Genomic DNA, 13306 nt, shown 5'->3' on the forward strand with positions numbered 1-13306 from the left:
GAAACATGAACAGCGTCTCTAAGGTTAAGATTGCCGTAGGCTACACCTTGCTGCTTGCGGTCATGTTCTTTTCCCTGTTCTTTGTAAACAGGGAAATGGAAAACCTTATGCTTTCCGATGACAGGGACATACAGTGGACAGACAGTCTGTTGACCCTCCTGCGGGAAAAAGATACCAATACCATCCGTATGCTGCGTACGCTGAGCGAGGCGAATGAAAGCATGGTTTCCACCAGTGACATCGAGCACATCATAGCGGAGCAGGACTCGGTGGTGACACGGCAGCGTGTACAGCACCGCATCATCTCGCATCGCGATACAGTGGTGACGCGTCCCAAGAAGAAAGGGTTCTTCCGCCGGTTGGGGGAAGTCTTTGTTCCTCCCAAGAAAGATACGGCCATTCAGGTGAAGACCTCCCTGGAATTTGCCACCGATACGGTGATTGCCCCTTATAATCCTGCGGATTCCCTTCATGAGAAGTTGCGTGCCGTGGCTCAGCAGAAGAAAGCGGTGAGTGTCATTGTACAGCAGCGTAAACGCAACCTGCAACGTCTTGACCACATGCTGACTGCCCGCATTGACAGCCTGTTGAAAGACTATGAAGCCGAAACTCTGTCGCGGGCCCGTGAGGAAGCGGAGTATCAGCAGGCTGTCCGTCAGCGTTCCGCCAAAATTATCGGAGGGATTGCTGTAGGAGCATTGCTGCTTTCTGCATTCTTCCTGGTAATTATCGGACGCGACATTACCCGCAGCAACCGTTACCGTCGTGAACTGGAGGAAGCGCGCCGCCGCGCCGAAGACTTGCTGGCTACGCGCGAAAAGCTGATGCTTGCCATTACCCATGACTTCAAGGCTCCTCTCGGTTCCATTATGGGATATGCCGACTTGCTTTCGCGCTTGACGGTGGATGAGCGCCAGCGCTTCTACCTGGATAATATGAAAACCTCCTCGGAACATTTGTTGAAGCTGGTGGTCGATTTGCTTGATTTCCATCGCCTCGACCTTCATAAGGCGGAAATAAACCGTGTCTCTTTCCATCCGTCCCGGTTGTTGGAAGAGATACATGTCAGCTTTGAGCCGTTGACTTCCGCCAAGGGGTTGACGTTGAATTGTGAGATTGCTCCCGAATTGAATTCTACCTTTATCTCTGACCCGTTGCGGCTGCGCCAGATTATCAATAACCTGCTGTCCAATGCCGAAAAGTTTACGGACCATGGCGGCATTACAATGACTGCGCGCTATGAGAACAGAAAACTTGTGGTGGCCATTGCCGATACCGGCAAAGGCATGGCACCGGCCGACCGTGAACGCATCTTCCAGGAGTTTACCCGCCTGCCCGGAGCACAGGGCAAGGAAGGCTTCGGCCTCGGGCTTTCCATTGTACGCATGTTGGTGCAGTTGCTCGAAGGCACGATAGAAGTCGATAGCCGACCGGGCAAGGGGAGTACCTTTACGGTTAGCGTGCCCATTTACCCCTTGAATAAAGAAAAACAGTCTTTGAATGAAGAACGAAAAGTGAAGAATGAAGAATGTCCTTCCGGCGGGGACGCAGCAGCGCAGTCTTCTTCTCCATACAATGACGATTCTTCATTTAAAGGAGGTTCTTCATCTGAAAAATTAAAGGTACTGCTGATTGACGATGACCGTATTCAGCTGACATTGACTTCCGCTATGCTGTCTCAGAGCGGCATTGCTTCTGTCTCTTGCCTGCAGTTGGACGAACTGTTGGATGCCTTGCGTTCCGATACTTTCGATATACTTCTTTCCGATGTCCAGATGCCTGCCATCAACGGTTTCGATTTGTTGGAACTGCTGCGTGCCTCGAACATACCGCAAGCCCGTGCGATTCCCGTGATAGCGGTGACCGCCCGCAGCGATATGAAACGGGAAGAGTTTACGGCACATGGTTTTGCCGGTTGCCTGTATAAACCGTTTACGGTGCAGGAGTTGTTGCGGGAGGTGAATATTACAAAAGAGGAACTTCCGGAGGGAGAAGAGACACCTTCGGGGGGAGAAGATGAAGCTTCGGTGCCGGGCTATAACTTCTCGGCCCTTACCGCTTTTTCGGGAGATGATCCCGAAGCGGCAAAATCCATCTTGGAAAGCTTTGTTTCTGAAACCCGCCTCAATGTCGGACGTCTGCAAAAGGCGGCAGATGCCGGAGATATGAATGAGGTGGCTGCCGTATCGCATAAGATGATTCCTCTTTTTACTTTAATCGGGGCTACGGAGCTGGTAGGTTTGCTTAAAGTCTTGGAGAGGTCGGGCGATGCTCCTTTTACGGCAGAACAGAAAGACCGGGTGCTTGCTTCACTGGCTCTTGTCGAGGATATCATAGGCTCCCTGCCTGCATGACGTGTCCGTACCGCGCGGGGATACTTTTCTTCCGATTACTCTTTTTTCATGGGCGGGCAACCAAATGTCACAAGAATTTGTTTACTTTGTAGGACTTTTAAATTGACGACTGATTAATGTTCCGATGAGAAGAAAATGGTTGAAAATAGCACTCTGGGTGCTGCTCACTCCTATAACACTATTTATAATACTGATGATATTGCTTTATGTGCCTCCCGTACAAAGTTTCATACGGAAGCAAGCTACAGCGATTGCGTCAGATGCCACGGGTATGGATATATCCGTGGAACGGATTGATTTACGTTTCCCTTTGAATCTGCTGGTCCGTGGCGTGCTTGTGGTACAACCGGTTGACGGCACTGCCGGTGTGCAGCATCCCGATACCTTGCTGAACCTGGAAAGCCTGGATGTACGTGTGCAGGCGTGGCCTTTGTTGAAGGGGAAAGTGGAGGTGGACGACATTACCTTGAAACAGGTTGCTGTCAATTCCTCCAATCTGATAGAGGGGATGCGGGTAAAAGGTGTACTCGGGCATTTCTTTCTTGAAAGCCACGGCATAGACCTCACTAAGGAAGACGCGATCCTCAATACTGTTGAACTGAGCGATACCCATGTGCAAGTGCTGCTTGCCGATACTACCGATACTCCTGAAGATACTACCGGAACCGCGGTGAACTGGAAAGTGGCCCTCCATAAATTGAAACTGAAGAATGTGTCGGTTGGCTTGCAGATGCCGCTTGACTCCATGCGTATGGCAGCCCATGTGGGGAATGCCGAGATTGCCGATGCTGCTGCCGACTTGAAGCATCAGTTTTATGGCTGGAAGAAATTCCTCCTTACCGGTTCGTCCGTCAACTATGATACCGGCCGTTTGGATCCTGCCGACAGTACCGCCATAAGACCGGCGGAAGGTTTCGATGCTTCGCATATTGCTTTGCGGGACATTCGCCTGGGCATTGACTCCGTGATGTATTACGGCAGAAACATGAATGCCGTTATCCGTGAGTTTTCCATGAACGAACGTTCCGGCTTGAGTGTGACTTCCCTTACCGGACGCCTCTTTGCCGATTCTTCGGTAATCCGTGTCCCTTCGTTGCAGTTGCTTACCCCGCATAGTGAGATGAACTTTACGGCACAGACCTATTGGGAACTGATAAACATTCCCACTACCGGCCGTCTTTCCGCCCGCTTCAATGCCCGAATCGGCAAGCAAGACGTGTTGCTTTTTGCCGGAGGGCTGCCCGAAACCTTCAAAGAGGCTTATCCGTTCCGTCCGCTTGTCATCCATGCCGGTACGGAAGGGAATCTGAAGCAAATGCAAATTTCCCGCTTCACAGCCGACTTGCCCGGAGCCTTCTCTGTGAGCGGTGGCGGCGAGTTCTGGAATCTGACCGACAGCCTGACCCGTAATGGCAAGATGGACTTCGAGATGCAGACGCAGAATCTGAACTTCCTGACCGGGCTTACAGGTGTCACTCCCGACGGCTCTGTCGTAGTGCCCGACAGTATGAACCTGGTTGCCCGCCTGGGGATAGAAGGAACGCAATGTACGGCAGATTTGAAGGTGAAAGAGCGTGAAGGACTCTTGGGGCTGGATGCTTCCTATAATCTGGCAACCGAGGCTTACCATGCCAATCTTGATATCAATGCCTTGCAAGTGCATCATTTCTTGCCTAAAGATTCCATCTATACTTTGACGGCCCATATTTCCGCCAAGGGGCAAGGGGTGGATATGGCATCCCGTAAAACCGTTGCCGCCTTGGAAGCCTCTTTGAAAGAACTGCAATACGGGCATTGGAATGTGTCGGGGGTAGATTTGCATGCCGGATTGAAATCTTCCCTCGCTACCGTCCGTCTGACCAGTGATAATGCTTTGCTGAAAATGCACGGAGAGGCCGATATGCGCCTGGACCGCCGTTACCTCGACGGCAAACTCAATCTGGAGGTCGAAGAGCTCGATTTGCATAAACTGGGCATTGCGCCCAAGCCGATGGGACATCCGTTTGCTTTCAACCTGGGGGCGGAAGCACGTCATGATTCGATTAAACTGAATCTGGATGCCGGTGATCTGGACTTCCGCTTCCGTGCCCACAGCACTTTGGAGAAATTACTGGAACAGTCGGATGAATTCGTCTCCATCCTGACCAAACAAATAGAGGAACGGCGGCTGGACCATGCTGCCTTACGCCGTGTACTGCCTTCGGCAGGGATGCATCTGAAAGCGGGGAATCAGAATCCTGCCAGCTATTTCCTTGCCACTCAAGGTATATCATACCATGATCTCAAGCTGAGTTTCGGCTTTACTCCACAAGTGGGCATCAACGGGCGTACTTCCGTGCATGGGTTGCACATGGACTCCCTTCAGCTGGATACTATCTTTTTTGCCGTGAAGCAGGATACCGCCCGTATGAAGTTGCAGGGTGGGGTTATTAACGGACCGAAGAATCCGCAGTTTGTGTTCCGCAGTACCTTGACTGGTGAAATCCGCAATGAAGATGCCGAACTGACCGTTGACTATGTGGACGGAAAAGGACAAACCGGTGTGTTGTTCGGTGTCAATGCCCGTCCGCTGACCGAAGGTAACGGCAAAGGAAACGGTGTGGTTCTGAACCTTATACCTGCCGAACCTGTCATTGCTTTCCGTAAATTCCGTTTTGTAGATAATAGTAATTGGATTTACTTGCATAAGAATATGCGGGTGTATGCCAATGTGGATATGGACAGTGACGACGGGTTGTGTTTCCGCATGCAGTCCGACAGGAGTGATTCCATTTCCTTGCAGAATATAAATGTGGAGTTGAGCCGCCTGCGTCTGAGTGAATTGAGCGAGGTGCTGCCTTATATGCCTCGCTTGACCGGTCTGTTTTCTGCGGAGGCCAAATACATACAGACGGCTACTTCCTTGCAGGTTTCTGCGGAAGCCAATATCGATGAACTGACTTATGAGCGCCAACAGGTGGGAGATATCGGATTGGGGGCTACCTGGTTGCCGGGCGACGGGGGGACGCATTATTTGAATACATACTTTATGATCGATAATCAGGAGGTGCTGACCGCCGATGGTATTCTGACTCAGAAGAACGGTAAGGATACGCTGGAAGTCACCACCAGCTTCGAGCATTTCCCTTTGCGGATTGCCAACGCCTTCGTTCCGGACCGGATGGTTTCCTTTACAGGAGACGTTGATGGCGGCATGTATATTTACGGCCCGTTGGAGAAACCTCAAATGCATGGGGACATTTCATTGGACAGTGTATCTGTATATGCCCGTCAGGCAGGCGCGCGCTATTGGTTTGACAACCGGCCGTTGCAGATAAAGGACAATCAGCTGATATTTGACAAGTTCGCTATTTATACTACCAGCAAGAATCCGTTTACGGTAGATGGCAAGGTTGATTTCCGTAACCTGGAGCGTCCCACTGCCAATCTTAATTTGTTGGCCGAGAACTATACCCTGCTGGATGCTCCCCGTACCCGCGAAAGCCTGGTTTACGGCAAGGTATTCGTCGATCTCCGTGCCACGGTGAAAGGGCCTCTTGATGCGTTGACCATGCGTGGGAATATGAACTTGTTGGGCAATACCAATGTAACGTATGTTTTGACAGATTCTCCTTTGACCGTGGAGGACCGCCTTGACGGGCTGGTAACCTTTACCTCCTTCAATGATACTACCTCCGTTAAGGAGAGCGAGACTCCTGCCATGTCTTTGGGAGGGCTGGAGATGTTCATGTCCGTCCATATTGACGATGCGGTCCGCCTTCGTGCCGACCTTAGCCCTGACCGCAGCAAGTTTATAGAATTGGAAGGTGGCGGTGACCTGAATATGCAATACACTCCACAAGGAGATATGAGCCTCACCGGCCGTTATACCCTTTCGGGCGGTATCATGAAATATTCGTTGCCCATCATCCCGTTGAAGGAATTCCAGTTCAATCCCGGCAGCTACGTGGATTGGCGCGGCAATATCATGAATCCTACCTTGAACCTGAAGGCTACCGAACGCATGCGTGCTTCTGTAGCCGATGCGGATGGCGGTGACGGCTCGCGCATGGTTAATTTCGATGTATCCATTTCAATCAAGAACCGTCTGGAATCACCGGAACTGATCTTTGACATTTCCGCTCCCGATGACGCCACTGTCGAAAATGAATTGCAGGCTATGGGTGCGGAAGAACGCAGCAAGCAGGCCATTACCATGCTTGCTACCGGTATCTACCTCAACAATAGCGGTAAAGGTGGAGGCCTGACAATGGGAGCGGCATTGAACAGTGTGTTGCAAAGCCAGATTAACTCTTTGACCGGCAATCTGAAAAACGCTTCTCTCAGTATGGGGATTGAAGACCGTACTTCGTCCGAAACGGGCGATAAGCAAACGGATTATAGTTTCCGTTATTCGCAGCGCTTCTTCAACGACCGCATACAGATTGTGATTGGCGGCAAGGTATCTACCGGTGCCAATGCTACGAACGACGTCGAGTCATTCATCGACAATATTTCTCTGGAGTATCGCCTGGATGTATCCGGGACCCGTTATATCCGTGTATTCTATGACAAGAACTACGAAAGCATACTGGACGGTGAAATCACAGAAACGGGGGTAGGTCTTGTGCTTCGCAAGAAGATGGACCGGCTGGGTGAGCTTTTTATCTTCAGGAAGAAAAAGAACAAAGTGGCGGGACAACAAGAAGAAAAGGGACAAAGTAGGAAGTGACAGGACAATAAACGATATGAAACGACTGATAATATACATAGTGGGAGTCATGATTCTGGCAGCGTGCTCTACAACGAAGCATCTGCCCGAAGGGGAAGTATTATATACCGGACAGAAACCTATGATTGTTGAGAACCGGAGCACCACTCCGGTAGGTGAGACTGCGATGGAGGAAGTGGAGGCGGCGCTTGCCAAGGCACCGAATAATTCATTTTTAGGCAGTTCGACCCTGCGTATTCCTTTCCCGATGGGGTTATGGATCTATAATGGCTTTGTAAAGTACCAGAAAGGAGTCGGCAAATGGATATTCAACCGTTTTGCCGCCACTCCGGTGCTGATGTCTTCCGTCACTCCGGAAATCCGGCAGAAAGCGGCGGCTAACCTGTTGCGTGATTATGGTTATTTTAACGGGACGGTCAGCTACAAGACCTTTGTAGATCCGAAGGACTCCCTGAAGGCCAAATTACAATATACGGTGAATATGCGGAATCCTTATTTTATTGATACGGTGGTTTACCGCGGATTCAGTGACCGTACGCGGCGCATTATGGAATTGTCGCGCCGCCGTTCGCTCATCAGTCCGGGTGAACAGTTTAATGTGGCCGACCTTGACGGAGAGCGTACCCGTATCAGTACTTTGCTGCGTAATGTGGGCTGTTATTATTTCCGTCCCGATTACCTGACTTACCAGGCTGATACCACCCTGGTTCCGGGAGGACACGTCAGCATGCGTATGATACCCGTAGCCGGTATGCCTGCGGTGGCCGAAAAGCCATTCTATGTTGGAAACCAGTCGGTATATCTGATGGGCAAACAGGGACAGCAGCCTAATGACAGTATGGACTATAAAGGAATACAAATCCATTATTATAACAAACCGGGGGTACGTCCCAACATGCTTTACCGTTGGCTGAATTATCAGGGATACCGTAAAAAACGCCAGGTACAGGACAGTACCGGCATGTCGCGCCGCCGTTCCATGGAAAACCTGTATAGTTTGTACAGACAGACGCGCGTGCAGGAGCGTTTGGCCAATGTCGGTATTTTCCGTTATGTGGAAATGCAATATACTCCGCGGGATACGACCTTTGCTTCCGACACGCTTGATTTGAATATATATGCAGCTCTGGACAAGCCATACGACGCTGAACTTGACTTTAATGTCAAGATGAAGAGCAACAACCAGATGGGACCCGGCGCTTCCTTCACGGTGACCAAGAACAATGTGTTCGGCGGCGGTGAAAGCTGGAATGTGAAGTTGGACGGTTCGTACGAGTGGCAGACCGGTAAAGACCGTTCTTCGCTGATGAACAGTTATGAACTGGGTATCTCTACTGCACTGACGTTTCCCCGTGTTGTGTTTCCCCGCATGGGCGATCGTGAATATGACTTCCCGGCGGCTACGACTTTCAAATTGTATGCCAACCAGTTGAACCGCGCCAAGTACTATAAGTTGCTGGCGTTTGGCGGCAATGTGACTTACGACTTCCAGCCGAAGCCTACCAGTAAACACAGTATCACTCCTTTCCGGTTGACATTCAATGTGCTGAGAGACCCGACACAGGCTTTCAATGACTTGCAGGCGGAGAATCCCGCACTTTATGTCAGTTTGCGCGACCAGTTTATTCCGGCTATGGAATATACTTATACATACGACAATGCCTCTTTGCCGCGTAAGCGTAATCCTATCTGGTGGCAGACCACTGTTGCCTCGGCAGGTAACATAACTTCTGTTATTTTCCGTGCTTTTGGCGAACCGTTCAATAAAAGAAGAAAAGAACTGCTTGGAGTACCTTTTGCACAGTTTCTGAAATTGAACTCGGAGTTGCGTTACCATTACAGGATAGACAAGAACCAGATGATTGCATCGCGTGTTGCAGGCGGTGTCATCTGGTCTTATGGCAACATGCAGGCTGCTCCTTATACGGAACAGTTCTATATCGGCGGTGCCAATAGTGTGCGTGCTTTCAGCGCCCGCAGTATTGGTCCCGGTGGTTATCCGCCTGATAAAGAAGACAAGTTCTCTTTCATCAATCATGTGGGGGATATTCGTATGGAGGCCAATGTGGAATACCGTTTCCGCATCATCTCTGATCTTCACGGGGCAGTCTTCCTGGATGCGGGTAACGTTTGGCTGATGCGTAAGGAAGAGAACCGCCCGCACGGTGAACTCACCTTGAAGAATTTCGCGAAGCAGATAGCGCTTGGCACAGGAGTAGGATTGCGTTATGACTTGGATTTCCTGGTCTTTCGTCTCGATCTGGGTATCGGGCTGCATGATCCGTATGACACAGGCAAGTCGGGATATTATAACATTCCTAAGTTCAAGGATAGCATGGCGTTGCATTTTGCAATCGGTTATCCGTTCTAAAAGAACGTTTTTGAATGAATTATGCTAAAGAATGGACTAAAACTCGATATGAGCAGTCATAAATTTTTGTACATTTGCAGCAGTTATCAACAATGATACACTAACCTTTTAATAATAACTGATATGAAACCAACTTTATTCTTACTGGCAGCCGGTATGGGCAGCCGTTATGGTGGCTTGAAACAATTGGACGGACTGGGTCCTAACGGCGAAACTATTATGGATTATTCTATTTACGATGCTATCAATGCCGGGTTCGGTAAGCTCGTCTTTGTAATCCGTAAAGACTTTGAACAGGATTTCCGTGATAAAATCATCTCTAAATATGAAGGTCATATCCCGTGTGAAATGGTATTCCAGGCTTTGGATGCACTTCCCGAAGGATTTACCTGCCCGGCAGACCGTACTAAGCCTTGGGGTACCAACCATGCTGTAATGATGGGTGCCGATGTAATCAAGGAACCGTTTGCTGTCATCAATTGTGACGACTTCTACGGCCGCGACTCATTCCAGGTGATGGGTAAATTCCTTTCTGCGCTTCCCGAAGGTTCCAAGAACGTATATTCTATGGTAGGTTTCCGCATCGGCAATACTCTGAGCGACAGCGGTACCGTTTCCCGCGGTCTTTGCGGAACAGATGCAAACCATCTGCTGACTTCCGTAGTAGAACGTACCAAGATCCAGCGCATGGACGGTGAAGTGAAGTACATTGACGACAATGGCGAATGGACGGCTACTTCCGAGAACACTCCGGTCAGCATGAACTTCTGGGGCTTTACTCCCGATTATTTTGCTTATAGCCAGGAGTTCTTCAAGACATTCCTCAGCGATCCGAAGAATATGGAAAACCTGAAGAGCGAATTCTTCATTCCGTTGATGGTGGATAAGTTGATTAACGACGGTACTGCAACTTGTGAGGTACTTGACACTACCAGCAAATGGTTCGGTGTGACTTATCCGGAAGATCGCCAGAGTGTGGTCGATAAGATTCAGGCGTTGGTTGATGCGGGCGAATATCCTGCAAAACTGTTCTAAGGACTGATAGCCGAAAAATAGAAGGATCTGTCTCTTCAAACAAGGGGCAGATCCTTTTTTTTGAATATATATATTCCCTACATTTGTACCTTCAACTAAAAAAAGAAAGACAACCTGTAATGAAAGACGACTTCAACTACCAATCTGTCCCTCTCAACTACCTTCATTGTTTCAACGGGAAGTGCCCGCGCAGGAACGAATGCCTCAGACATCTGGTCGCATTGCATGCCCCCGAATCCGTTGTTGCCGTAAAGGCGCTGAATCCCGCCGCCTATCCCAAGGATACCGCTTCCTGCCCTTATTTCCGCAGCAACCGTAAGCTGCGCCTGGCATGGGGAATAGATGCCATGTTCGACAAGATTCCCTATACCCTTGCCTTGGACCTGAAAAGCCGGATACGCCGCATCTACTCTAAAAGCACCTATTACCGTATTCTGCACCAGGAGCGTCCGCTTCCTCCGGGAGAACAGGAGGAAATTGCCCGTATCTTCGCGCACAACGGGGTTGGGATAGCTCCCGAATTCGACAGATATACCGAAGGATACGATTGGGACGAACATCTTTTGCCGGGATAGGAGGGCGTTGGTGCAATGTGCTTGTAGCCAGCCGGATATGAGTTCCATGGTTTCTTCCGGTAGTGGAACTCTGTTCTCATAACGACTGAATGCCTTTCCCATAACGACTGAATACCTTTCCCATAACGACTGAATGTACTTCCCATTCCCACTGGGGCTGCCTTGCGTCATGATGGTGGCGGTTGCGGGCTGTCCGGGGAAAAGGTTCCGGAAAGATTTATGTGAGCCCGCGATGTGGCATAACGCTGAAAATCGTTACCTTTGCAGTCCTGAACACTAATTTCATTGACATTATGATATCCGTAGAAGGACTGAAAGTCGAATTTAACGCCACACCCTTGTTCGAAGACGTTTCTTACGTCATCAATAAAAAAGACCGCATAGCCCTTGTGGGCAAGAATGGTGCGGGCAAATCTACCATGCTCAAGATATTGGCCGGTATCCAGCAACCCACATCCGGTGTTGTCGCCGTTCCCCGCGAATGTACCATCGGCTATCTGCCCCAGGTGATGATACTCAGTGACGAGCGTACCGTCATGCAGGAAGCCGAACTCGCTTTCGAGCATATTTTTGAGATGCAGGCCGATATCGAGCGCATGAACCGACAGCTTGCCGAACGTACCGATTATGACAGCGAGGACTATCAAAAGCTGATCGATCGCTTTACCCACGAGAACGAACGTTTCCTGATGATGGGCGGTACCAATTATCGTGCCGAAATAGAGCGTACGCTCCAGGGATTGGGCTTTGCCCGCAAGGACTTCGACCGTTCCACGAGCGAGTTTTCCGGCGGATGGCGCATGCGTATCGAACTGGCCAAGTTGCTGCTCCGCCGTCCGGACGTGTTGCTGCTTGATGAGCCTACCAACCACCTTGACATAGAGAGCATCCAGTGGCTGGAGAACTTCCTTGCCACACGGGCCAATGCGGTAGTACTGGTCAGCCATGACCGGGCTTTCCTGAATAATGTCACCACCCGTACCATTGAAATCACCTGCGGGCGTATTTATGATTACAAAGTGAAGTATGACGAGTTTGTGGTACTTCGCAAGGAACGCCGCGAACAGCAGCTCCGCGCTTATGAAAACCAGCAGAAGCAGATACAGGACACGGAGGATTTCATCGAGCGCTTCCGCTACAAAGCCACCAAGGCGGTGCAGGTGCAAAGCCGCATCAAGCAACTCGAGAAGATAGAACGTATCGAAGTGGATGAGGAGGACAACTCCTCCTTGCGCTTGAAGTTCGTGTGCAGCAGCCGCAGCGGCAATTATCCCGTTATCTGCGAGGACGTTGCCAAGGCATACGGCAACCATGTGGTCTTCCATGACGTAAACCTTACGATTAACCGGGGCGAGAAGATAGCCTTCGTAGGCAAGAACGGTGAAGGTAAATCTACGCTCGTGAAATGTATCATGGATGAGATCAGGGACTATACCGGAAAGCTCACGTTGGGACATAATGTGCAGATAGGGTATTTTGCCCAGAACCAGGCGCAGCTGTTGGATGGGAACTTGACGGTATTCGATACAATCGACCGTGTGGCGGTAGGGGATGTCCGTCTTAAAATCCGTGATATCCTCGGTGCCTTCATGTTTGGCGGAGAGGCTTCGGACAAGAAGGTGAAAGTTCTTTCGGGTGGCGAGCGAACCCGCCTCGCTATGATTAAGCTTTTACTGGAACCGGTAAACTTCCTTATCCTCGATGAACCGACGAATCATCTTGATATGCGCTCCAAGGATGTGCTGAAAGATGCTATCCGCGAATTTGACGGTACGGTGATAATTGTCAGCCACGACCGTGACTTTTTGGACGGCCTTGCGACTAAAGTATATGAGTTCGGTGGCGGACTGGTGAAAGAACATCTCGGAGGCATCTATGATTTCCTTCAAAAGAAACAGATAGAGAGCCTGAACGAATTGCAGAAATCTCCTACCTTGTCCGCTTCGCCGATTACTGCCAAGACCGCAGAAGCAGAAAATGTTGCCCCTTCGGATAACAAACTTTCTTATGAAGCCCAGAAAGAACTCAACAAGAAACTCAAGAAACTGGAGCGCCGTGTGGCAGACTGTGAGGCTGAAATAGAACAGACCGAATCTGCCATTGCCATTCTTGAAGCTAAGATGGCTACCCCGGAGGGTGCATCGGACATGGCTCTTTATGAGCAGCATCAGAAGCTGAAAAAACAACTGGACTGTGTAATGGAAGAGTGGGATGAGGCTTCGAGTGAATTGGAAGAAGCAAAGAAACAGTAATCACTTTA

6 protein-coding genes are annotated in these 13306 nt (G+C 50.0%); all 6 read left to right on the plus strand.

The genetic code is table 11. The annotated features are described in order from the left end of the window. The first annotated feature begins 5 nt into the window (after positions 1 to 5). The 6 genes from HMPREF9446_RS05970 (at position 6) to HMPREF9446_RS05995 (ending at position 13298) form a co-directional block, all read left to right on the plus strand. The gene (locus tag HMPREF9446_RS05970) at positions 6 to 2354 is read left to right on the plus strand and encodes a hybrid sensor histidine kinase/response regulator (protein ID WP_009124563.1); all 2349 of its coding nucleotides are present in this window, start codon (positions 6 to 8) and stop codon (positions 2352 to 2354) included. Positions 2355 to 2478: 124 nt separating this feature from the next. Then, the gene (locus HMPREF9446_RS05975; protein ID WP_009124564.1) at positions 2479 to 7065 is read left to right on the plus strand and encodes a translocation/assembly module TamB domain-containing protein; all 4587 of its coding nucleotides are present in this window, start codon (positions 2479 to 2481) and stop codon (positions 7063 to 7065) included. A gap of 16 nt (positions 7066 to 7081) precedes the next feature. Further along, the gene (gene tamL / locus HMPREF9446_RS05980) at positions 7082 to 9436 is read left to right on the plus strand and encodes a translocation and assembly module lipoprotein TamL (RefSeq protein WP_009124565.1); all 2355 of its coding nucleotides are present in this window, start codon (positions 7082 to 7084) and stop codon (positions 9434 to 9436) included. 123 nt (positions 9437 to 9559) lie between these two features. Then, positions 9560 to 10471 carry a glycosyltransferase family protein gene (locus HMPREF9446_RS05985; protein ID WP_009124566.1) on the plus strand — a complete coding sequence of 304 codons (912 nt, stop codon included), beginning with the start codon at positions 9560 to 9562 and terminating at the stop codon, positions 10469 to 10471. Positions 10472 to 10590: 119 nt separating this feature from the next. Beyond that, a complete protein-coding gene (locus tag HMPREF9446_RS05990) occupies positions 10591 to 11046 on the plus strand; it encodes a DUF6078 family protein (protein ID WP_039968681.1) in 456 nt (151 codons plus the stop codon). 293 nt (positions 11047 to 11339) lie between these two features. Then, positions 11340 to 13298, plus strand: coding sequence for an ABC-F family ATP-binding cassette domain-containing protein (locus HMPREF9446_RS05995; protein ID WP_039968716.1), 1959 nt, complete (start codon positions 11340 to 11342; stop codon positions 13296 to 13298). Positions 13299 to 13306 lie beyond the last annotated feature (8 nt).

Source organism: Bacteroides fluxus YIT 12057 (genome assembly GCF_000195635.1).
GTDB classification, from domain to species: Bacteria; Bacteroidota; Bacteroidia; order Bacteroidales; family Bacteroidaceae; genus Bacteroides; species Bacteroides fluxus.

Excerpts from the sequence above, each read along its gene's own strand:
- HMPREF9446_RS05970 (WP_009124563.1), top strand. The coding sequence starts at position 6 with ATGAACAGCGTCTCTAAGGTTAAGATTGCCGTAGGCTACACCTTGCTG.
- HMPREF9446_RS05975 (WP_009124564.1), top strand. The coding sequence starts at position 2,479 with ATGAGAAGAAAATGGTTGAAAATAGCACTCTGGGTGCTGCTCACTCCT.
- tamL (WP_009124565.1), top strand. The coding sequence starts at position 7,082 with ATGAAACGACTGATAATATACATAGTGGGAGTCATGATTCTGGCAGCG.
- HMPREF9446_RS05985 (WP_009124566.1), top strand. The coding sequence starts at position 9,560 with ATGAAACCAACTTTATTCTTACTGGCAGCCGGTATGGGCAGCCGTTAT.
- HMPREF9446_RS05990 (WP_039968681.1), top strand. The coding sequence starts at position 10,591 with ATGAAAGACGACTTCAACTACCAATCTGTCCCTCTCAACTACCTTCAT.
- HMPREF9446_RS05995 (WP_039968716.1), top strand. The coding sequence starts at position 11,340 with ATGATATCCGTAGAAGGACTGAAAGTCGAATTTAACGCCACACCCTTG.